This window comes from Alteromonas gracilis (genome assembly GCF_002993325.1).
Classification (GTDB): domain Bacteria; phylum Pseudomonadota; class Gammaproteobacteria; order Enterobacterales; family Alteromonadaceae; genus Alteromonas; species Alteromonas gracilis.
Map to the genome: position 1 here is coordinate 1 of NZ_PVNO01000031.1, position 22,371 is coordinate 22,371.

Sequence of the window (22,371 nt, forward strand, 5' to 3'; positions counted from 1 at the left end):
GACACTCTTAACGAGTGCCCACACAGATTGTCTTGTCTAAATTGTTAAAGAACGTAGCAGCGTCGCTGCTATTCACTAGAAGCCGTTGCTTCTTAGTGATTCACCCTGTCCGAGTGAGGTGCGCATTATACGCTGGAAGTTTTCGTTGTCAACACTTTTTGAAAATTTATTTTCTGAAGCGTTTCTTCTAAACTCCCGTCTTTACTGGCCTATAAAGGTAGTAGAGACTCACTTCAGAAGGGTTGCTGTTTTGCTTTTCCCCCGAAGCGGATGCGCATTTTAGGGAAATGAGCGCTCACGTCAACACTTATTTTAAAAAAAGTGTCATATTCGTTTTGAACGCTCAAAATACCAACTACTTCCAGTATTTCAGCTTATTCCTTAACCTAAACTTGCGCCAAAGGTTCAAAGGCTTCTTCTTAATTTTATCTTTATAGTTGTTATTGAAGTCATCAACCGCATTTAAAATCCGTTCGCAGTTATGTCCGTCTCTATATGCTTCATGATAATGAGCAAAGTCATTAACGTCTTTCATTAAGTCATCAGGCCGAGACAATGCCGTTTCTATTGCTCCCTCTACTTCATTCACATCGGTAACATTCAAAAGATGTTTTCCAGGGTTTGTATTGCAATAAGTAACAACAGGCTTATCCATCAACATAAACTCTAGGATAATTGAACTACTGTCGCACAACATGACGTCAGATTGCTGGAAGTCTTCTAATCGTACATTATCAATAAATGAAACATTGCTATGTTCGTCTGCCAACGCACGGTACTTATTCAAAAGCGCTTGGTCGCTAATCTTTGGATGAAACGTCAATCGCCAATTCCAATTTTTGTTTTTTGCCAGATGGCTTATGGTGTCAACAAGATGCGGAGCTGATGAAATTCCCTTCGAAAAGGTTGTGCCATAGAGGATAGTTGGAGTCTTATTATGCTTCTCATAGTCTGAGAAGTAAGGATCAACCTTTGCCCACCCCGTTTGGTACACTTTGAAGAATTGATGTTTCGCTTCGAGCTTCTTGAAATACTCTGTGCTGCTTGGTCCTTGAGTACAGTACATATCAAACCACCCACGAATAGAAAAGTGGTCATCTTTTTCGTTATTCTTTTCTCCTCGCTTGCCTATGGGATATCCATGAAACACAGACACTTTTATGCCAGGTAAAAAGTGAAATATGAGATTTCCGCATGCAAAAATTGCGAGAGGGTTAAAATCGATTATGTCTTCAACGGTATTAAGCCTCACCTCATCAGCCTCTAAAAGGTCAGGACACCCATCCTCTAAAAACCACGCAGCTTCATCGCCTCTAGCTCTGATTGCTTCTTGTAGAGGTCTGTATATAGGGTATGCATAAGCAAGCCCGGTAAAAAACACATAGCGTTTTGACATCTATTCTTCTCGATATTTCTCATGACGCATTACTCTATCATTTTTCTTTTCGACATTCCTTGGGCGGTGTTTGCATTAGGGATTCTCTAGGCGCTTATCAGTATCAACCCTTCTTTTTTGCTGTTAAAGTTTGCATCATTCACTTTCCTACTTCGTTTATAAGAGTGTGTAATGCATAAATCAGTAGATAGCTTTAAGGGTGTCTCACCTATTTTAGGGAGGCACGTTTACATCGATGCCTCTGCAAGAATAGTTGGAGATGTAGTATTAGAAGATGATGCGAGCATTTGGCCGTTAGTAGCCGCTCGCGGTGACGTGAACAAGATTCGAATCGGCGCTCGTTCTAATATTCAAGATGGAAGCGTTCTACATGTCACTCGTAAATCTGAGAAAAATCCAGAAGGGTTTCCACTAATTATCGGCGATGACGTTACTGTTGGTCATAAATGCATGCTGCATGGTTGCCAGCTGGGTAATCGAATTTTAGTAGGCATGGGCGCTATTGTGATGGACGGCGTGATTGTTGAAGACGATGTGTTTATCGGTGCAGGCACACTAGTACCGCCAAACAAACGATTAGAGAGCGGATATCTTTATGTCGGAAACCCTATGCAAAAGAAAAGACCGCTCACAGACGCTGAAATGGCATTCCTAAAACAATCTGCCATTAACTACGTAGTATTAAAAGATGAATATCTTGAAGAAGCGAACTAGTTTCGCTTCTCGCTTTGCTCAACGATATCTCTGACCCGCTTTACAATATCCGATGTGTCAGGGCGCTTTTGTGTCCATATATAGAAGGCTTCGGCCGCTTGCTCAACTAACATTCCTAGCCCATCTATTTGTGTTTTAACACCTAGCTCAGCCGCATCTCTCATAAAGCGCGTGGGTGAGTTTTTATAGACCATGTCGTATACCACCTCACAGTGCTTTAAAACACCGTCACTTAAGCTGCACGGCAACTCTTCGCTCAAACTTGCGGCTGTTGAATTGATAATAATATGTGGCGCAATAGATGCGATATCTTCTATCGCCACCACCTGCACTTTAGGGTTTGAAGAAGCGGAAGCTACCTCCTCAGCTTTTGCTTTTGTTCTGTTGGCGATGATTAAAGAAGCGGCACCTGCTTTTAATAGCGGTGAAATGACGCCACGGGCAGCACCACCGGCACCAATAAGCAATACACGCTTATCTTTAATTTCAACGCCGTTATTAAGTAAGTCATTTACCAGTCCCACGCCATCCGTGTTGTATCCAAGTACTTCACCACTTTCTCTCTTCATTAGCGTATTAACAGCTTGTGCATCTTTAGCTGCCTGATCATCTACCTTTGCAAAATTGAATGCATCGAGCTTAAAAGGCATGGTGACGTTGCAACCTACTGCTTCATCCTGTGCTAAAAACGCTTTCGCGGCTTCAATAAAGCCATCTTCAGGCGCAAGTATCTTTTCATAAGAAATATTTTCTCCCACTTGATCTGCAAACATTTGATGGATAGTTGGTGATAAACTCTGTGAAATAGGATTTCCGAATACAGCGAATTTTTTCATGGGAATACGAGACTTATTTAATATAAAGAAAAGCGACAATCGTTCTAAAAAGAGTACACCATATGAACGTATAGGTGGAGAGGAGAAAGTACGGGAGTTAGCAAATGCTTTTTACGACATTATGGAGACCGACCCGCTAGCGAAAGAGCTACTTGCTATTCACCCTCAGCCACTAGACAGAATTCGTCACGTGTTTTTTCTATATTTGAGTTTATGGCTGGGCGGCCCTGATGATTATCAGCAGCAGTTTGGTCACCCGCGTCTGCGCGCGCGTCACCTTCCCTACACAGTAACACCCGAGTTGAAGGCACAGTGGATGTACTGTATGAAAAAAGCCATGTTTAAAACTGTTGATGATATTACTTTAGCCCAACAGTTAATCGACGCACTTGGTCAACTTGCCGAACACATGGTGAACACACAGTAAAAAAGCGCGTAGAAAGGATTGACCTTTTAACGCGCAAGTCCCCTGTACTGTCTACGCTCTTTGTGGCGCATAAAGTAGTGCAATTGTGAAAGCCTAACTTATCAGTAGTAAAACCTTAGAAAGTGTAACCTACAGATAGTGTATAAACCCACGGGTCTATTTCAATATCGTTTACAGTGCCAGATGCCTCGCCCACTTTAAATGTGGCTTCAGTATCAATGTCTATATAGCGAACCGATGCGTTTACATGCCACTTTTTATCAATTTGGTAATCCATACCTATTTGGGCAGATAAGCCAAATGAGTTATCTAACGAGAGGTCACTTAAACCCGCAGTTTCATTTGCACCCGTAAATTCCTCGTCAAAGATAAAGGTATAGTTAATACCTGCACCAACGTAAGGCTGAAACGCCGAGCTTGCATCATTGAAGTAATAGTTAGCCGTCAATGTTGGCGGTAAGTGTGTTACCTCACCAAGCTGATTACCCGTACCTAATGGATCGGCAACGGAAAAGTTAACATCATGCTTAAATGGCGTTGCTGCCAAAAGTTCTATGTTGATATTGTCGGTAATAAAGTACGCAGCGTTTAAACCTAACTGGGTATCGTTGCCAATATTAAGTGCAACGCCAAGATCCGTCCCACCGGCCACGATGTTAGACGTTGATTCATCCGGAGCTACCGTCGTAAGACCGCCTCGAACAATCCAGTCGCCCTGTTGATGAGCGCTGGCTAAAGGTGAAAGTGCAGCAAGTGTAAGACAAAGTGCAGATGCAGATAAAAAGTGTTTGCGCATGATGTGTCTCTTTATATGTTTAACTAAGATGGCGCTACTTTACGCCTTTCGCTTAGCGAAACATTGATCCAGCGCAAGGTTGGTAAGCTACTGAAACACTGATGATATTCAGTATTGATGTAGATCAAAAAACGCCGTGTAAAGATATTACACGGCGCATTTTAAGTCATTGAAATCAGTGTTTAACTATTGCGGTAGTGAGTAAGTTTTAAACCCCGATAGCGTCTCGTTTGCGGCGCGTTACCAGTCAGTAGGCTTTAACCAGTCTGTTAACTTAGCTTCAGCGCTACCTGGTGCAGGTGAATAGCAATACTCCCAGCGGGCTAGCGGCGGCATCGACATTAATATGGATTCCGTACGCCCACCAGTTTGCAAACCAAATAAGGTGCCGCGGTCAAACACAAGATTAAACTCAACGTAGCGACCTCTTCGATAAAGCTGAAAATCACGCTCTCTTTCGCCGTAATCAGTGTGCTTGCGGCGCTCGACAATGGGAACGTAAGCATCGATAAACCCATTGCCGACTGCTTGCATAAATGCAAATGACTGTTCAAAGCCCCATTCGTTAAGATCATCAAAAAATAAGCCGCCAACGCCGCGGGTTTCGTTGCGATGCTTTAAGTAAAAATAGTCGTCGCACCACTTTTTGTACTTAGGATACACATCCTCGCCAAATGGCTTACACAACTTCTTCGCTGTATTGTGCCAATGCGCGACATCGTCTTTAAACGGATAGAATGGTGTTAAATCAAAGCCACCACCGAACCACCAAATAGGTGCTTCGCCTTCTTTTTCAGCAATAAAAAAGCGAACATTAGCGTGGGATGTTGGGATATACGGGTTATGCGGGTGAATTACAAGAGATACGCCCATCGCCTGAAAATTTCGCCCTGCAAGTTCAGGTCGATTAGCCGTTGCTGATGCAGGCATTTGACTTCCAAATACATGGGAAAAGTTAACGCCACCTTGCTCAATCACCGCACCATTTTTTAGTACTCGAGAGCGGCCGCCGCCTCCTTCTTCACGTTGCCAGCTGTCTTCAACAAACTGACCTTTGCCATCAGCAAGCTCCAGCGTTTGGCAAATGGTGTCTTGCAATCCTAATAGATAGCTTTTTACCTGTTCAATGACTTCGGCGGCGTTTTTGCCATCCAGTAATTCTGCTGATGTCATGCTCTTATTACCTCTGCTGTGTCACCATCGCGAATGGTACTGGGTTTGGATGCACCGCCAACTTCTCCGTCAATGTAAAAGACAGAATCGGCGAATACGGCTTTTGCTTCTTCAGTGGTGGTAGCCGGCGGTTGACCGGTAAGGTTAGCGCTTGTAGAGACTAAAGGCCTACCTAGCTTATTACATAACGCCACCACTACAGGGTGATTAGTTACACGAACCGCTATTTTACTGTGCTTGCCCGTCAACCATGCTGGTGCCGATGCCGACTTAGGTAATAACCAAGTGTTAGGACCCGGCCAACTTGAAAAGATATCAGTGCGCCTGTCAGGACGAATAGCATTGTCGTCAACATAAGGCAGCAATTGACTGTAATTCGCAGCAATTAAGATCACGCCTTTTTCAACTGGTCGCTGCTTTATCTCTAATAACGCATTTACTGCCTCTTCGTTATCTGGGTCGCACCCGATACCCATTACCGCTTCGGTTGGATAAACGATTAAACGACCAGCTTGAAATGCGGCAACAACTGGGTCTACTTCAGATAAACTAGCCTCAACGGGGTTAAACGTATTTACGCTCCCATTTTGGATATCAGACATGGTTTTAATCTCTACGTATAGTTCTTCGTTTAGTTGTTCGTATAATTACTTTTTAAAGCCACAAGTTGGCTGAGGGCACTGAATCTGCCCTTTTTTATCTATCAAAACTCCCCATCCACATTCGGGGCACTTCTCATTTACTGGCGTGAAATTTAGCACATAACGGCATTTCGGATAATGGTTACACGCAAAAAACTGTTTGCCGTATTTGTTAGTACGCGAGATTAACTGGCCTTTCTCACACTTTGGGCAATCTACCAAAGTATCTTCTTTTTCTTTTATAGGCTCAATGTGATGGCAAGAAGGAAAATTAGTACAGCCGATAAACATACCAAATCGGCCCTTCTTTATTGCCAAGTCAGATGCGCATTCAGGGCAGGCTACACCCTCTAAGGTTTTGAGTATGGTGGTTTGCTTATCGTGAAGTGGCTTGCTGAAAGTACATTCAGGATAGCCCGAACAACCTATAAAGGGGCCTGATTTGCTGTTCTTTATGTGAAGAGGTTTACCGCAGTCCGGGCAGTCTCCGAAATTATCATCAAGAGCATGCTCGTGCGCTGAAAAAAGTGAATGGTCTATTTTAGACATGTATTAGACGTTAAGGCCTTAAACACGCTGTTATTTAACAGCGTATTCTTATGTAGGTTTTTTAAATGCCAGAGTCTACGACTGCATTAATGCAGAACACCATCTGGCTCTTCGAACAAAAGATCTTCCATCTGCGCGTAGGCTTTTTCTTTGCCAGGCACGTTAAACAGTACCATTAGCACAACCCACTTTAGATCTTCTAAACAAAATTCGCTAGAGTCAATTTCCATAACGCGATCTATTACCATCTCGCGGGTAGACGCATCCAAAACATTGACCTGTTCTAAGAACATAAGAAAACCGCGACATTCCACATCTAAACGCATTTGTTCTTCGTGCGTGTAGATACGGCTTAAGCTAGTACTGATACCTTTGCAAAAATACGGTTTAATATCCGTTTCTTGCAGTGCTGCTAACTTTTCTAACCATGCGAGGGCTTTATAAATCTCATCGTGATGAAATCCTGCGCGCACAAGCTCTTCCGTTAACTCGTCTTGATCAACACGAATTTCCGTTTCACTGTGAATGAAGTTTTCAAACAGATACATGAGGATATCGAACATATTATTTTCCCCTCAATTTAACGTAACCACCAGGGACAGCGGCTACTAAACCACGCAACTCATATTCTAATAGTGATGCCATTGCTTGCGATACAGATAAGGCATTGCGCTGGGCTATGACATCAATAGCGGTGATGTCATAATCCACACTAGCTAATAATTTATCGGTTGCCAAGCTATTCGCTGCACTTTTTTCGTCTTGTTCATCTATGCCTAAGCTTATCTGCTCGGGATAAACCTCAATTTCTTCGAGAATATCGTTACTAGTAGTTACTAATTTTGCGCCTTGCTGGATTAACCAGTGGCAACCTTCCGAATACGCGTGAAAGATATTTCCTGGCACAGCGAATACTTCTCGCCCCAGATCTGCGGCCAAATTTGCAGTTATCAAGGTACCGCTTTTAATTTTTGCCTCTACCACTAAGGTTCCGAGAGATAATGCCGCAATTATTCGATTGCGACGAGGAAAGTGCCAAGGCTTAGGTCCCAGACCGGGGAAAAACTCTGTAATGCTTAACCCCCCATTATGGTTAATATCATTAAGTATCTTAATATTTTTAGCTGGATAAACTTTATCAGGCCCAGTCCCCATAACTGCAATAGTGCCTGTGCTCCCTGCCATAGCGCCTTGGTGTGCAGCGCTATCTATTCCCATCGCGAGACCACTTGTCACAACCACTCCGTTATTAGATAAGCTCAGAGAAAAGTCATTAGCAATACGTCTGCCTTGATGGCTGGCTCGCCGACTACCTACCACTGCGATTTGTTTTTGCCCTAACAGTTCTAAATTGCCCGTAGCAAATAATACTAATGGGGGGCTGTCCAGTTGTTTGAGTAAGGCTGGATAAAATGGCGAGTCTAAGGTGATGATATGTCTATTTTGACCGGCTTCTTTCCATTTGAACGCAGCATCGACATACGGTTGTGATATTTGACCGATAAGCGCTTTTGTTTTTTCGCAAAGGGCTGTGTTTTCTTTTAAAAGCTCATGGGGAGAAAGCTGGTAGCGCTCCAGCACTTCTAGCCAACTCTTTGGCGAAACGCGCTGTGCAGAAGCAAGTTTAACCCACGGTAACTGCATACTATCGGGGGGGGTTAGCTGTAAGTTCATCATCGCTCCTTAGTGAGCGACAATGAACTTAAAAAAGCATTAAGGTTTCGCCACTATGAAGCCGCGCTTAATTCCTTTATTCGCTCGCGTTATTAATCCATAACTTGCCGCATCAAATGTTTTAAATACTACGACTTCGCCAACTTTGAGTGCGGGCTGTGATACCGTATCGATAAACCATTCTCCGCCGCTTCTCGCGCCAGGCTCGTCGACATAACGCGGGCTTTCTTCGTCAATAATAGCTGGCCCTTGAGCGTAAACTCCTAAGACGGTGCCAGGTGAAACATCAACGGAGCCCAAGTCGAGGATGACAACATCGTATTTACCAAGTAAATCGTATTCGTGTAAGTCGCCAACTACTGCTCCTCTTTGCGATTTAGCTGGAACCAGTTCAAAGCTATCGGGATGTTCGAACCCACCCGCCATTAGCTTATCGCCACGCTTTGCTTCCTGATCCGCATCATCAATAAAAAGCAACATACTATCGTCAGCTTGCCCATTTTCTACCAACGAAGCCGAAGATACGTGAGTAACTTGAATACCCAATATCTCTCCGTCTAGATTTTTTATAGTAGCGTGCTTTCTCACTACCCTAAACTGATCGTCAGTACTGAATTGCTGTTGACTGAGGACAAAATCGTCCGATGCAAATCTCACGTTTCCGTCTTGATTACCCAACAATTTAGGCAGCGCTTTATAGGCGCCTTCTTCAAGAAGCATGTGCTGCCTGATAAACGGAGAGAGCGTTGTCCAAGAGAGGACGTCTACCGGCTTTGGTTTAAGTCGTCTGTCTGTGGATGGTGAAAGTTTGTAAGTGGGTTTGTCTCGTTTCACCGTTAAAACAGGCTCACCATCAACAAAACCAACAACAATTACATCGCCTGGATAGATTAAGTGAGGGTTATCTATTTGCGTATTGGTACGCCATAACTCAGGCCAAAGCCAAGGCTCGTTAAGGAAGATATTTGCTATAGCCCAAAGTGTATCCCCACGCTTCACCGTATAGGTTTCCGGTGCTGTCTCTTTGAGCTGAAGCGCAAATGCAGGTAACGACAACAATGCACAAATAAGTAATATTGCGCCGCGACGAGCGCCTATTAATCGTTTTTTCAAATTAACCACCTGCAAATTATTCACTATCTCTTTTTGTTGCTTTTTCGCACAATAGCACTATATCGGCAAAAGTTGTTATTCTTATAGGTCTTCGGCAAAAAACTGCACGAAAGTAACCGATATACGTTAGAATAGTAACTTAATAGGCACTGTAAAGCGTGCTGGCAATTAGATCGTATATGAATTTATACAGCGAAAAGGTGAAGTAAGCGAGAAATGGCAATTTTAGACGTATTAAGTTTTCCTGATGAGCGTCTTCGTACGGCAGCAAAACCCGTCGAAGAGGTTAACGACGAAATTAAACAACTGGTATCGGATATGTTCGAAACCATGAAAGACGAGAACGGAATTGGCCTTGCAGCTACGCAAGTTAACCGCCATGTTCAAGTTGTTGTAATGGACGTATCGGAAGATCAAAACGAGCCACGCGTGTTTATCAACCCAGAAATCATTCGCAAAGATGGTTCGACAATTAGTGAAGAAGGTTGTTTATCTGTGCCGGGCAACTACGCCAAGGTTGAGCGAGCAGAAGCGATTACCGTTAAAGCCTTAGATCAGAATGGCGAGTCGTTTGAGCTAGATGCTGAAGGGCTGCTGGCCATTTGTATTCAGCACGAACTCGATCATTTAAAGGGTAAGTTGTTTATCGACTATCTTTCTCCGCTCAAGCGCCAACGCATTCGCAAAAAGCTTGAGAAAGAAGCACGTCTTGCAGCTAAAGCTTAAGGATTAACGTGACAGCGCCATTGAAAGTCATTTTTGCCGGTACTCCGGATTTTGCAGCTAAACATTTATCGGCACTACTTGATAGTGAGCACGAGGTTGTTGCGGTTTACACACAGCCAGACAGACCTGCCGGACGTGGTAAAAAGCTAACAGCCAGCCCTGTTAAAGTACTTGCAGAAGAAAGTAACATTCCTGTTTATCAACCCCACTCTTTAAAAGTCGAAGATGCACAGCAAGAACTTGCTGCCCTTAACGCCGACTTAATGGTTGTTGTTGCCTATGGTCTGTTACTCCCAACGGCGGTGCTTAATGCGCCCAGACTCGGGTGTATCAACGTACACGGTTCAATTTTGCCTAAGTGGCGAGGTGCAGCGCCGATTCAACGTGCTATCTGGGCGGGAGATGCTGAAACCGGTGTAACTATAATGCAGATGGACGAAGGCTTGGACACAGGTGACATGCTACACATAGCAACGTTGCCCATTGCCGCTAACGATACTAGCGCGACCATGTACGACAAACTTGCCGAACTTGGACCTAAAGCCTTAGTAGATGTAGTCAATGACTTCGAAAGTTATTCTCCTATGAAGCAAGATGATACGCAGGCAACCTACGCCAAGAAGCTGTCTAAAGAAGAAGCCTTAATTGATTGGTCTGACGACGCCGAACAGATTGAACGCAATATTCGAGCGTTTAATCCATGGCCCGTAGCTTGGATGCAGGTTGAAGACCAAAATGTAAAAGTGTGGGCTGCCAATGTGGTTACCCTCCCTAATAAAACTCCTCCCGGAACTATCGTTAGCGCGAATAAAGAAGGCATTACTGTTGCTACTGGACGCGACGCGCTTTGTATTACATCGCTTCAGATCCCTGGTAAGAAAGCGCTCCCTGCCTCTGACGTAATCAATGCTCGCAAAGCTTGGTTTGAAGTAGGTCGTTGTCTGACACAAACGGATTAAACGTGAAACCACTACCTCTACCGAAACAAAAAAACTTACGTGCCGATTGTGCGTGGGTTATCTATCAAATCTTAGAGCAAGGTAAATCATCTCGAGAGTGTTTAGAGCGCGTTCAACGCAGGCACAATGCAAGAGATAATGCATGGTTGCAGGAGATGTCGCTTGGAGTAATGCGTCGTCTTCCGCTGCTGCAGCATTGGCTCAGAACCCTGCTTGATAGACCGTTAAAAGGCAACAAAAAAGTCGTAGAGCATTTGATTCTTCTTGGCCTCTATCAGCTTAATTTTTCTCGCGTAAGTAAGCATGCGGCGGTAGGTGAAACGGTAGCCGCAGCGTCGCATTTAAATGCCGCCGGGCTTAAAGGCTTAGTGAACGCAGTGCTACGTAATTTTCAGCGTGAAGAGCTTGCTAGCAAACCAGTTGATGATGCCATCATTAACAGTGGCCTACCCAAATGGCTGTATAAGGCCATAGAAGAGGCCTACGATGCTGATGCAGATCACGTGCGAAATGAAACAAACGCAATGGCCCCTATTTGGCTTCGCGTTAATACGCTTCAAACATCCTTAACAGCTTTCACTGAAGCACTTGATGGCGCCGGGGTTCAATACACGCTAAGCGATCAGCATTCAGATGCGATCATACTCACTAACAGAGAAGATATCACCGCCCTGCCAGGCTTTGAAAAAGGCCACTTTGCAGTACAAGATGGTGCAGCTCAGTTAGCGGCACATTATTTAAAGCCGCAGGCAAATGAACGAATTTTAGATTGTTGCGCTGCGCCCGGCGGGAAAACAGGTCATATTGTAGAGCGCGCACCAAACACCGAATATGTATTGGCTTTGGATGCGGATGCCAGCCGTCTTAAACGCGTCGAAGAAAACATGACTCGGCTTAAGCATCAGGTTGATATTAAACAAGGGGACGCTGCTGCCCCTGATTCATGGTGGGACGGTAAGCTGTTCGATAGGATTTTGCTGGACGCCCCATGTTCTGCCACAGGTGTTATTCGTCGACATCCGGATATTCGCTGGTTACGTAAAGCCAATGATATAGATAATCTCGCGCAGCTGCAGCGCCGTATTTTGGATACTCTTTGGGGGCTACTAAAGCCCGGCGGTACCCTGCTTTATGCTACGTGCTCCATTTTGCCAAAAGAAAACGCAACGCAAATAGCGCAGTTTTTATCAGATACTCCCGATGCAATGTTGTCGCCGATAACGAAAACTGAAACACCTGAAAAACCTGGTCGCCAAATTAAACCAGGTGAACAACAAATGGATGGTTTCTATTATGCGAGACTGGTAAAGTCGGCAGAATGAGAGCTCAATAGTTGTGCAATATCATTAACGTAAGACCGGCACGAATACGAAGGCAAAATAATAACAATGAAAATCATCATTTTGGGGGCAGGACAAGTAGGTGGCACGCTTGCTGAAAACCTGGTCGGTGAGAATAACGAAATTACCGTTATCGATTCTGACCCTACCATACTGCGTGGACTTCAAGACCGACTTGATCTGCAAGTAGTGACTGGTGTGGGGTCACACCCTGATGTACTGCGTAAAGCCGGCGCAGAAGACGCCGATATGCTGATAGCAGTGACCAACAGTGATGAGAGTAACATGTTGGCCTGCCAGGTAGCTTACAGCTTGTTCAAAACCCCTACCAAAATTGCCCGTGTACGTTCTGAGCAATACATCATCTATCAAGAGCAGCTTTATAAGCAGCAAGATATTCCCGTTGATCATATTATTGCGCCAGAACAACTGGTCACTAAAGCCATCAAACGTCTTATTGACTACCCAGGTGCACTTCAAGTAGTTGAGTTTGCTGATGGTAAGGCGAGCTTGGTTGCAGTAAAAGCCTACTATGGTGGTTTGTTAGTCGGACACGCTCTATCTGCACTTAAAGACCATATGCCTAACGTAGAAACTCGCGTTGCTGCCATATATAGGCGGGGCCGTCCTATTCGTCCATTAGGAACCACCGTGATAGAGGCTGACGACGAAGTTTTCTTTATTGCAGCGACTAAACATATTCGTGCAGTGATGAGCGAGCTTCAAAAGCTTGAGTCTAGCTATAAGCGAATTATGATTGCAGGCGGTGGATTGATTGGTGCAGGTTTAGCCAAAAAGCTAGAGCATAACCACAATGTAAAGCTGATTGAATATAGCCCAGAGCGGGCGAAGTACCTTTCCGCCAATTTAGATAAAACCATCGTTTTCAGTGGCGATGCCTCTGACCCAGAGCTGCTTAGTGAAGAAAACATTGAACAGGTAGACGCTTTCATCGCCGTTACTAACGATGATGAGGCGAATATAATGTCAGCGATGCTAGCAAAACGCATGGGGGCACAAAAAGCCATGGTGCTTATTCAGCGAAGCGCCTATGTAGACTTGGTTCAAGGAGGCGAAATAGATATTGCCTTTTCACCTCAGCAAGCCACCATTTCCGCCCTATTAACCCACGTGCGTCGCGGTGACATTGTTAACGTTTACTCGTTAAGACGCGGCGCCGCTGAGGCCATTGAAGCTATTGCACATGGTGATGAAAATACCTCTAAGGTCGTTGGCAAACAAATCGGTGATATTAAGTTACCACCAGGCACCACCATTGGTGCTATTGTTCGCGACGATCAGGTAATAATCGCGCACAGTGACACAAAAATAGAAGCTAACGACCACATTATCTTGTTCTTAGTTGATAAGAAATACATTGGTGATGTGGAAAAGCTGTTCCAGCCAAGCGCTTTTTTCTTTGGCTAGAGCAGTACATTAGGAAGTGAATTTAACACGCGAATCAATGCTAATAACAGTGTTATTAGAGGCGGTAAAATAGAGGTGAAACAAATTTTACAGCACGCACCAAAGGGCGCTACTCATCGCCCTTTCTCTTAATTTGAATGCGCTATGGACTGTAAAATTAACTACGCCAGAACGTAGGTGAAAACAGCACCAGAAGCGAGAACACTTCCAATCGTCCAAATACCATAGCTGTTACCAGGATCCATTTTCCAGCATCGCTAACATCAGCATAATTCGCTGCTACACTGCCAAGTCCTGGGCCTAAGTTATTCAACATTGCAGCTGTTGCGGTAAATGCGCTTAGATTGTCGAGACCAGTGGCAATCAAACCAATCATGATTATCACAAAGACCACAGCATAAGCTGAGAAAAACCCCCACACAGCCTCCACGACTCTATCAGGCATTGCACGGTCACCGAGCTTTACGCTGTAAACGGCTTTAGGATGAATAAGCCTATCAACTTCTCGCTTGCCCTGTAAGAACAATAAGCACACCCGTACGACTTTTAAACCGCCACCCGTTGAGCTTGCGCACCCACCAATAAAGCTAGAAAAAATAAGCATGATGGGTAGAAACGTTGGCCACACAGAGAAATCTGTTGTTGCAAAACCTGCCGTGGTGCTGATTGACACCGCTTGAATCATTGCTTGGTCGAGAGCTTGCTCCGCTGAACTATAGTAGCCTGAAAGCGTAAGCACTAAAAAGCAAATGCCGATAAGCGACGCTTGGATAATAAAGAACGCTTTAAATTCAGGATCTTTAAAGTAGCCTTTTACTGACCGTGAGCTTACCGCAGCATAATGAAGCGAGAAGTTAAGCGCTGCGATAAGTAAAAAGACCGTACAGACTACATTTACTACAGGGCTGTTAAAATAACCCAAGCTGGCGTCATGATTTGAAAAACCACCAATAGCGACAGTGGAAAAGGCGTGGCAAATAGAGTCAAAAACACTCATCCCTGCTAGCCAATATGCACCAGCACATGCAATAGTGATTGAAAGATAAATGTACCACAAATGCTTTGCTGTATCGGCTATGCGTGGTGTCATCTTATTGTCTTTTACAGGGCCCGGCGTTTCAGCTCGGTAGAGCTGCATGCCCCCCACACCTAAGATAGGTAGAATTGCTACGGCAAGTACAATGATACCCATACCACCTAGCCATTGTAGCTGCTGGCGATAAAATTGTACTGAGTGCGGCAGAAAGTCTATTCCCTCTATAACCGTTGCGCCAGTGGTTGTTAAGCCTGAGAAAGACTCAAAGAAAGCATCGGTTATTGTCATACTTGGTTGTTCTAGCAAAATTAGAGGAATTGCCCCCACACTTGCTAGTACTGTCCAGAAAAGCGCAACGATAAGGAAACCTTCACGGGCCCTTAAATCATTTTTTTGCTGACGATTGGGATACCACAGCGCCATACCGCCAATAACGCACAATATAAATGCGAGGGTGAAAGGAAGGCCGCTGCCATCTTGATAAACTAACGACACGATAGCAGGTGGGATCATGGTTACGCTAAAGAGCGCAATCAGTAATCCAAGTATTCGTATAATGGCACGGTAGTGCATTTTTTATTAAGCCTTTGTTCTTATAATGGCGCAATCGTTTCAGTGTGTCTTTGAACAATGCCAAAGAGCATCTCACTCCAAGGCAAATGATTCTTTACTATACATTTTCTAGCGTGTTATGCCGTTTGAGTTGGATGAATGTTTAAAAAAACACTGTTAGAAACATTCATCTCGCTATAGTTTGGGCTTAAGCGATGGTCGCGAGTATAGATTTTTGATTATAAGGCGATTATCTATACGGGGAAACCTTTGTCTCCCCTATTCACTTTACTATGTAAATACTGATGGTACAGATATCATTTCATGGCAAGGACGGTACTCACCATTTTACTGATACTCGCATGAGCTTCGCTAATGCTATTCGCCATCATATAAGCTGGTGTTGTAACGAGTTTAGCGTCGTTATCTACCACCACTTCATCAACGGCACAATCGACGTGACAAGCACCTAACGCATTTAAGCCCTCAGCTGTATCTTTATCGTTACCTATCGTCATCTTTGTTTGATTGCCATATACTTTTGCGGCAAGCGCTGGTGCAATACATGCGTATGCAGCGGGCTTCTTCGCTCGAGCAAAGGCTTCGCAAACGTTGAGTACGTCTTCATTGTACGCACAGTTTTTGCCGTCTACGGCAAAAGTACATAGGTTCTTTGCAGCACCAAAGCCGCCGGGTAAAATAAGCACATCGAATGCATTAACATCGCATTCAGCTATCGGTTTTATATTTCCTCTAGCAATACGCGCTGACTCAACCAAAACATTACGTGTTTCACCTTCAGCAACCTCTCCCGTAAGGTGATTGATTACGTGTAGTTGTTCCACATCAGGTGCGAAGCATTGATAGGAAGCCCCTTCTTGCTCTATGGCTAAAAGCGTTAATACCGCTTCATGCAACTCAGCTCCGTCGAATACACCACTTCCACTTAAAATCACGGCTACTTGCTTCATATTATTCTCCTAGGCGACCTGCCATCTACTTATAAAAAATTTGGCTATTAAACACGCAATTGCTCAAAAAAAGTTCTTAATAATACGTATATACAATGTTAATGGTTATGCTACATTACTTGGCCAACTTGGTTAAACCAAAAATAAACGTTCACCAAGTTATCCACATAAAATGGAATGTTTAGTAGCAGGTATGCTGTTTTCACACCTTTGTCTCATTCCCTTATTTTTCTTGATTTAAAAGGTGATCTTTAATTTGACAAAGATCATCTGGATCACTGTGCCTTAAACTTTAGATCACAATGTTATCCACAGGCTAATAACGATCCACTCTCCATCTTAATCTTCCTTCATTATATGGCGATCTAATCAAGGCTGTGGCATCCTTGCGCTCATATTGTATATTGGAAAAACGTCATCTATGCCTGACTCTAAAAAGCCCCCATTTATTCTTGTCGATGGATCGTCATATCTTTTTCGCGCCTTTCACGGGCTTCCGCCGCTGACAAACTCAAAAGGTCAAGACACAGGTGCTATTTATGGCGTTGTGAACATGCTTAAAAGCTTGATCAAACAATACAACCCTACCCATATGGCGGTAATTTTTGACGCCAAGGGCAAAACGTTTCGCGATGATATTTATAAAGAGTACAAAGCGAATCGCCCTCCCATGCCGGATGAGCTTAGAAGTCAGATCGAGCCTTTACACACCATCATTAAAGCAATGGGCTTACCTGTCATTGTAGAGTCAGGCGTTGAAGCTGATGACGTGATTGGCACGTTAGCAAAACACGCTACTGAAAAGGGTATAGAAACCCTGATCAGTACGGGTGATAAAGATATGGCACAGTTGGTTAACGAACACGTTACTCTGATCAATACCATGACGAACCAGATTATGGACGTTGAAGGAGTGAATACTAAGTTTGGTATTCCACCGGAACTCGTGATCGATTTTCTAGCCCTTAAGGGTGATAAAGTTGATAACATCCCGGGCGTCCCGGGTGTAGGTGATAAAAGCGCCCAAGCTTTGCTAAACGGTATTGGCGGCATTGACGACATCTATAAGAATTTAGATAAGATTGCCGATCTTTCCTTTCGAGGTAGCAAGTCAATGGCTGCTAAAATGGAAGAGTATGAGGAACAAGCTCGCCTTTCCTATACACTTGCCACTATCAGTGTTGATCTAGACTTAGAGTATGATGTCGAAACGCTGATGCCTTGCCAGGCAGACAACGAACAGCTTCGCGATCTGTTTGCAGAATATGAATTTAAGCGCTGGCATGCCGAAGTGAGTGCACTGGTTGCGGGGGGTGATACATCAAACACCCCAAGTACAGATGCTAACGATAACGACGACAACGAAGAAGAAAGTGGTTCTTCGCTCTCTGTAGAGATTGATAAGTCAAAATACGAAACCGTACTTGATAAGGATCGCTTTAATGAGTGGGTTGATAAATTAGCGAAAGCCGAATTAATTGCTTTTGATACCGAAACCACCAGCCTGAACTACATGGATGCAGAGATAGTTGGCGTGTCGTTCTGTATTGAAGAAGGCGAAGCTGCTTACGTGCCTGTTGCCCATGATTATCCCGACGCACCAGCCCAATTATCAAGAGAATTTGTACTGGATGCCTTGAAGCCTATTTTGGAATCAGACCAAGTAATAAAAGTAGGCCAGCACATCAAATATGATAAGAATGTGTTAGCTAACTACGACATTACGTTAAACGGCATAGGCTTCGACACTATGCTTGAAAGCTATGTACTGAACAGTACTGCACAGCGCCACGATATGGACTCACTCGCCCTCGCCTACCTTGGCCATAAAACGATTCATTTTGAAGAGATTGCAGGCAAAGGTGCTAAACAGCTTACGTTTAACCAAATTAATCTTGATGAAGCTGGGCCTTATGCCGCAGAAGACGCCGATATCACCCTTCGATTACATAATGCAATTTGGAGTAAGTTGAAGGATATTCCTGAGCTTAAAAATCTACTGATAGATGTTGAGGTTCCCCTTGCCTGTGTTCTTTCTCGAATGGAACAAGAAGGAGTTTTGATTGACAGTCAGAGACTGCGTCAACAAAGCCAAGACCTTGCTACACGTATTGCTGAACTTGAAAACGAGGTGCATGAAGAAGCCGGTGAACCATTTAACCTAGGTTCAACCAAACAGCTTCAGCATGTTCTTTTTGAAAAGATGTCGCTACCTGTAATTAAAAAGACACCTAAAGGCGCGCCGTCCACGTCTGAAGATGTACTACAAGAGCTTGCGCTAGAATACCCACTTCCAAAGAAGATTATGGAATATCGCGGCTTAACAAAACTCAAGAATACCTATACCGATAAGCTACCGAAGATGATAAATCATAGAACCGGCCGTGTTCATACATCTTATCACCAGGCAGTAACCGCAACGGGAAGGTTATCTTCAACCGATCCTAATCTACAGAATATTCCGATTAGAAATGAAGAAGGTCGTCGCGTACGTCAGGCATTTGTTCCTAGAGAGGGTAATAAGTTTGTCGCCGCCGATTATTCACAAATCGAGCTTCGTATTATGGCGCACCTATCGGGCGATAAAGGGCTTCTAGATGCGTTTGCTAACGGTAAGGATATCCATAAGGCAACGGCTGCTGAAGTATTTGGTGTGCCATTAGAAGACGTGACAACAGAGCAGCGCCGCAGTGCAAAAGCGATTAACTTTGGTCTTATTTATGGAATGAGCGCGTTTGGTTTATCGAAACAACTCAATATTCCACGTAATGAAGCACAAAAATACATGGATCTCTACTTTGAACGCTATCCTGGTGTACTTGAATACATGGATTCAACCCGTGAGACCGCAAAAGAAAAAGGCTATGTAGAAACTGTATTTGGTCGTAGGCTTTATTTGCCAGATATTAAAGCAAGCAATGGAGCCCGCAGAAAAGGAGCTGAACGCGCCGCAATTAATGCTCCGATGCAGGGGACAGCAGCAGATATCATTAAGATGGCAATGATCAAGGTAGATGACTGGATAAGAAAAAATGCATCTGACGATGTCACTATGATGATGCAAGTACACGATGAACTGGTTTTTGAGATTAAAGAGGACAAAGTAGATGCTTATGTTTCTACTATTACTTCACTAATGGAAAGTGCCGCTACGTTAAATGTGCCACTTGTTGTAGAAGCAGGCGTGGGCGAAAACTGGGACGAGGCGCACTAATTCGGTAATTAGATTACAGTTTTAATAGTGAAATGTAAGAATATGCTTCACTATTTGGTAATTTAATTACATAACACCCTTGCCTTTTCTGTGCGTTGTTGTAATATTACGCATGTAGGGTACAGAGGTGAGAAAGCTGTTTTCAAACCTTTGCTTTAACCCCGACAGTTTTGTCGGGGTTTTTTTATGTCTGCAGAAAAGTAATAACCTTTAATTATCAGTGATTTAAAAATTTAAAAATAATTTTTTTTACTTTTTCTGAACTTCTCTAATTCTGGCTACTCTATATCTACGGTTTTTATGTGTTTTCTCTCAGTTTACGCCTCGCACTTCGCGGGGCGTTCTTTTTTCAAACACACGACTTTGATATCAAGATAGCAAAAGTGATCACTCCCCTTCGCTATCAGACTCTTCACCACTTTCATTTTTGTTTAAACCGAACCATGTATCTAAAATGCGCTCTAGTTCTGGTAAACCATGTTTATTTAGTGACGAGAAGGTTTGTACGGTTACATCGCCCATAAACGCCATTGCGGCCTCCCGGGCCATAAGAAGCTGCGCTTTTCGCTTGCCGCTTTTTAATTTGTCGGCTTTTGTAAGTAGTGCCAATACCGGTATATCTGACGCTACAGCCCAATGAATAAGGTCTTGGTCTAAATCTTTAAACGGATGACGAATGTCCATCAACACTACTAAACCTTTAAGCGATTTACGCTTCTGTAAGTACTCGCCCAGTGATGCCTGCCATTTCTTTTTCATTGCCACAGGAACTTTGGCAAAGCCGTAGCCAGGTAAGTCCACTAGACGAAGGTCTTCCTCTAATTCAAATACGTTGATTAATTGGGTTCGACCTGGCGTCTTACTCGTTCTCGCTAAGTTTCTTTGACGAGTAAGGGTATTAAGTGCGCTTGATTTCCCAGCATTAGAACGACCCGCGAAGGCGACTTCAATGCCAGTATCATTTTTCAAGTGACGAATGTCTGGTGCACTCGTAAAGAATTTTGCTTTGGTGTAGTACGACATCTAGAATAACCTCAACATGCGTCACAACCTTTGGTTTACAGTTATTTAATGAATAAACCAGCTAAAAACCATAGTTTTATCATGGAATAGGTTTTTCTGACGCGTTAAATGTGTAAAATACGCATGATATCACGTATATCACGCGAGCCGTTGGATCCATTTAAGAGATTTATTATGAAAAAACTGTGTTTGTTGGTATGTATGTCTTTAGGTTTAAGCGCAACTGCGATAGCAGAAGGCGATGCCGAGGCAGGAAAAGCGAAATCTGCAGTGTGTGCAGCCTGTCATGGCCCTGATGGCAACAGCATGATTGACATGAACCCAAAACTTGCTGGTCAGCATGAGAAGTACATCGTTAAACAATTAACCGAATTTAAACTAGCCTCTCAAACTGGCGGTGAAGAAGGTCGTAACAACGCTGTTATGAACGGTATGGCTGCTCCACTTTCAGAACAAGACATGAAAGACTTAGCGGCTTACTTCTCGAGTCAAGAGCCAAAAGCCGGCGAAACACCTGAGCAGTACGTTGAAGCTGGACGTGCGCTTTACCAAGGCGGCGACGAGCCGAGAGGCGTAACAGCGTGTATCGCGTGTCACGGACCGAAAGGTAACGGTATGGGCTTAGCTGGCTTCCCTGACATCAGCGGTCAACACGCAACTTACACAGCCTCACAGCTTAAAGCATTCCGTTCAGGTCAGCGTCATAACGACATGAATGGCATGATGCGTGATATCGCAATGAAATTAACCGATGAAGATATCGAGATTTTATCTAACTATATCGCGGGCTTACACTAAGCGTGACCGTTTTTAAACTTTGTTGTTAAAATTTTGTTACCGAAAAAGTTGTATTTTGAAATTATTCGTGTAATCTAACGGCGTAGTTTGTAGGGGCCTTTGAAAACCTACAGGCTAAATAACAAGAATAATAATAAAAATGCAGCATGGAAGACGGGATAAAGAGCCACGAGGGCCAAAAACAACAATACAGCTCTGCTAACAAAAAAAATAAGGGGAGCACAGCTAGGGAAGCCAGATACACATAGATGTGTATAACGGGAGAGGTGTCATTGACACTCATACAATGCAAGGTGATGGTGAAAACCATCACCTTTTTCTTTTTCTAGTACTTCGTAAATTACCCGCTTTTTTATGTCATGCCCTTTATGTTTAAGCTCTACACCACCGTCTCATTATCACAGTGATAAAAAACGTGACTACCTTCAATGCCACCATTGCAGCTTAGTCTATGTTTCTCCTGATTACTTGCCATCTAAAGAGCAGGAAAAACAAGAATATGATCTGCATGAAAATAATTTTGAAGACGAAGGTTACAAAACGTTTTTAAGAAAGCTTGTGATACCGCTAATGCCCATTATCAAAGAGTTAAGCAGCGAAGAATTACGAGGATTAGATTTCGGCTGTGGCCCTGCCCCCGTTTTAGCAAGCATGCTAGAAGATGAAGGTATTCAAATGAACACTTACGACCCCTTCTATGCAAATACGCCTCAAGCGCTAGATCAGCACTACAACATCATTACATGTACAGAAGCTATAGAGCACTTTCATACTCCTCATAAGGAATGGGCGTTGCTTACCACACTTCTAGCCACCGAAGGTGTACTTGCCATTATGACAAAACGGGTGATTGATAAAGCGCGCTTCGCTAATTGGCACTATAAGAATGATATAACTCACGTTAGTTTTTTCAGTGTGGCTACTTTCGAGTTTTTAGCGCGTAGAGATGGGTTAGATGTCAGTTTTCCGGAAAACGATGTCGTTTTAATGAGAAAACGCTAGAGC

Annotated in this window: 21 protein-coding genes; 9 read left to right on the forward strand and 12 right to left on the reverse strand. The window is 43.7% G+C overall.

Annotation, left to right across the window (positions count from 1 at the left end; genetic code table 11):
- Window positions 1–355: 355 nt before the first annotated feature.
- Entirely contained in the window at window positions 356–1,396 is a 1,041-nt protein-coding gene (locus C6Y39_RS16635; RefSeq protein ID WP_146128615.1) for a UDP-N-acetylglucosamine 2-epimerase, read from the reverse strand.
- A gap of 171 nt (window positions 1,397–1,567) precedes the next feature.
- On the opposite strand from C6Y39_RS16635, the gene C6Y39_RS16640 reads away from it, so the two are divergent.
- Entirely contained in the window at window positions 1,568–2,110 is a 543-nt protein-coding gene (locus C6Y39_RS16640) for a gamma carbonic anhydrase family protein (protein WP_105932359.1), read from the forward strand.
- Here C6Y39_RS16640 and aroE read toward each other — a convergent pair.
- Window positions 2,107–2,946: a shikimate dehydrogenase gene (gene aroE / locus C6Y39_RS16645; RefSeq protein WP_105932360.1), complete on the reverse strand. Its 840-nt coding sequence runs from the start codon at window positions 2,944–2,946 to the stop codon at window positions 2,107–2,109. The genes C6Y39_RS16640 and aroE overlap by 4 nt on opposite strands.
- Here aroE and C6Y39_RS16650 point away from each other — a divergent pair.
- Entirely contained in the window at window positions 2,945–3,373 is a 429-nt protein-coding gene (locus C6Y39_RS16650) for a group II truncated hemoglobin (RefSeq protein WP_105932361.1), read from the forward strand. The two genes, aroE and C6Y39_RS16650, sit on opposite strands and share 2 nt — an antisense overlap.
- Window positions 3,374–3,488: 115 nt before the next feature.
- On the opposite strand, the gene C6Y39_RS16655 is transcribed toward C6Y39_RS16650, so the two are convergent.
- The 7 genes from C6Y39_RS16655 to C6Y39_RS16685 form a co-directional block, all read right to left on the reverse strand.
- Window positions 3,489–4,169 (reverse strand): OmpW/AlkL family protein, encoded by a 681-nt coding sequence (locus tag C6Y39_RS16655; RefSeq protein WP_105932362.1) that lies wholly within the window; start codon window positions 4,167–4,169, stop codon window positions 3,489–3,491.
- A gap of 240 nt (window positions 4,170–4,409) precedes the next feature.
- The gene (gene hemF / locus C6Y39_RS16660; protein WP_105932363.1) at window positions 4,410–5,342 is read right to left on the reverse strand and encodes an oxygen-dependent coproporphyrinogen oxidase; all 933 of its coding nucleotides are present in this window, start codon (window positions 5,340–5,342) and stop codon (window positions 4,410–4,412) included.
- Window positions 5,339–5,944 (reverse strand): L-threonylcarbamoyladenylate synthase type 1 TsaC, encoded by a 606-nt coding sequence (gene tsaC / locus C6Y39_RS16665; RefSeq protein WP_105932364.1) that lies wholly within the window; start codon window positions 5,942–5,944, stop codon window positions 5,339–5,341. The genes hemF and tsaC overlap by 4 nt, the downstream gene beginning before the upstream one ends.
- A 45-nt stretch (window positions 5,945–5,989) precedes the next feature.
- Window positions 5,990–6,532 carry a DNA topoisomerase family protein gene (locus C6Y39_RS16670; RefSeq protein WP_105932365.1) on the reverse strand — a complete coding sequence of 181 codons (543 nt, stop codon included), beginning with the start codon at window positions 6,530–6,532 and terminating at the stop codon, window positions 5,990–5,992.
- Between the two features lie 86 nt (window positions 6,533–6,618).
- The gene (locus tag C6Y39_RS16675) at window positions 6,619–7,095 is read right to left on the reverse strand and encodes a DUF494 family protein (RefSeq protein WP_025257120.1); all 477 of its coding nucleotides are present in this window, start codon (window positions 7,093–7,095) and stop codon (window positions 6,619–6,621) included.
- Window position 7,096: 1 nt separating this feature from the next.
- On the reverse strand, window positions 7,097–8,206 hold the full coding sequence (gene dprA / locus C6Y39_RS16680) for a DNA-processing protein DprA (protein ID WP_105932366.1): 1,110 nt from the start codon (window positions 8,204–8,206) through the stop codon (window positions 7,097–7,099).
- Window positions 8,207–8,245: 39 nt separating this feature from the next.
- On the reverse strand, window positions 8,246–9,319 hold the full coding sequence (locus C6Y39_RS16685; RefSeq protein ID WP_105932697.1) for a LysM peptidoglycan-binding domain-containing protein: 1,074 nt from the start codon (window positions 9,317–9,319) through the stop codon (window positions 8,246–8,248).
- A 216-nt stretch (window positions 9,320–9,535) separates the two neighbouring features.
- Here C6Y39_RS16685 and def point away from each other — a divergent pair, with 216 nt between their 5' ends.
- The 4 genes from def (at window position 9,536) to trkA (ending at window position 13,772) form a co-directional block, all read left to right on the forward strand.
- Window positions 9,536–10,045 carry a peptide deformylase gene (gene def / locus C6Y39_RS16690; protein WP_105932367.1) on the forward strand — a complete coding sequence of 170 codons (510 nt, stop codon included), beginning with the start codon at window positions 9,536–9,538 and terminating at the stop codon, window positions 10,043–10,045.
- 8 nt (window positions 10,046–10,053) lie between these two features.
- Window positions 10,054–11,004: a methionyl-tRNA formyltransferase gene (gene fmt / locus C6Y39_RS16695; protein ID WP_105932368.1), complete on the forward strand. Its 951-nt coding sequence runs from the start codon at window positions 10,054–10,056 to the stop codon at window positions 11,002–11,004.
- Between the two features lie 2 nt (window positions 11,005–11,006).
- Window positions 11,007–12,326 carry a 16S rRNA (cytosine(967)-C(5))-methyltransferase RsmB gene (gene rsmB / locus C6Y39_RS16700; protein ID WP_105932369.1) on the forward strand — a complete coding sequence of 440 codons (1,320 nt, stop codon included), beginning with the start codon at window positions 11,007–11,009 and terminating at the stop codon, window positions 12,324–12,326.
- A 66-nt stretch (window positions 12,327–12,392) separates the two neighbouring features.
- A complete protein-coding gene (gene trkA, locus C6Y39_RS16705) occupies window positions 12,393–13,772 on the forward strand; it encodes a Trk system potassium transporter TrkA (protein ID WP_105932370.1) in 1,380 nt (459 codons plus the stop codon).
- A gap of 157 nt (window positions 13,773–13,929) precedes the next feature.
- Here trkA and C6Y39_RS16710 read toward each other — a convergent pair whose 3' ends face one another.
- Both C6Y39_RS16710 and elbB read right to left on the reverse strand, forming a co-directional pair.
- Complete coding sequence (locus C6Y39_RS16710; RefSeq protein ID WP_105932371.1) at window positions 13,930–15,381, reverse strand: TrkH family potassium uptake protein; 1,452 nt, start codon at window positions 15,379–15,381, stop codon at window positions 13,930–13,932.
- Between the two features lie 296 nt (window positions 15,382–15,677).
- Window positions 15,678–16,331 (reverse strand): isoprenoid biosynthesis glyoxalase ElbB, encoded by a 654-nt coding sequence (gene elbB, locus C6Y39_RS16715; RefSeq protein WP_105932372.1) that lies wholly within the window; start codon window positions 16,329–16,331, stop codon window positions 15,678–15,680.
- Between the two features lie 421 nt (window positions 16,332–16,752).
- Between elbB and polA the strand changes: the two genes are divergently transcribed.
- On the forward strand, window positions 16,753–19,545 hold the full coding sequence (polA, locus tag C6Y39_RS16720) for a DNA polymerase I (RefSeq protein WP_105932373.1): 2,793 nt from the start codon (window positions 16,753–16,755) through the stop codon (window positions 19,543–19,545).
- Between the two features lie 387 nt (window positions 19,546–19,932).
- Here polA and yihA read toward each other — a convergent pair whose 3' ends face one another.
- Entirely contained in the window at window positions 19,933–20,568 is a 636-nt protein-coding gene (yihA, locus tag C6Y39_RS16725) for a ribosome biogenesis GTP-binding protein YihA/YsxC (RefSeq protein ID WP_105932374.1), read from the reverse strand.
- Between the two features lie 174 nt (window positions 20,569–20,742).
- On the opposite strand from yihA, the gene C6Y39_RS16730 reads away from it, so the two are divergent.
- Complete coding sequence (locus tag C6Y39_RS16730; protein ID WP_105932375.1) at window positions 20,743–21,366, forward strand: c-type cytochrome; 624 nt, start codon at window positions 20,743–20,745, stop codon at window positions 21,364–21,366.
- Window positions 21,367–21,720: 354 nt separating this feature from the next.
- Window positions 21,721–22,368, forward strand: a complete 648-nt coding sequence (locus tag C6Y39_RS16735) for a class I SAM-dependent methyltransferase (RefSeq protein WP_105932376.1) — start codon at window positions 21,721–21,723, stop codon at window positions 22,366–22,368.
- Window positions 22,369–22,371: the final 3 nt, after the last annotated feature.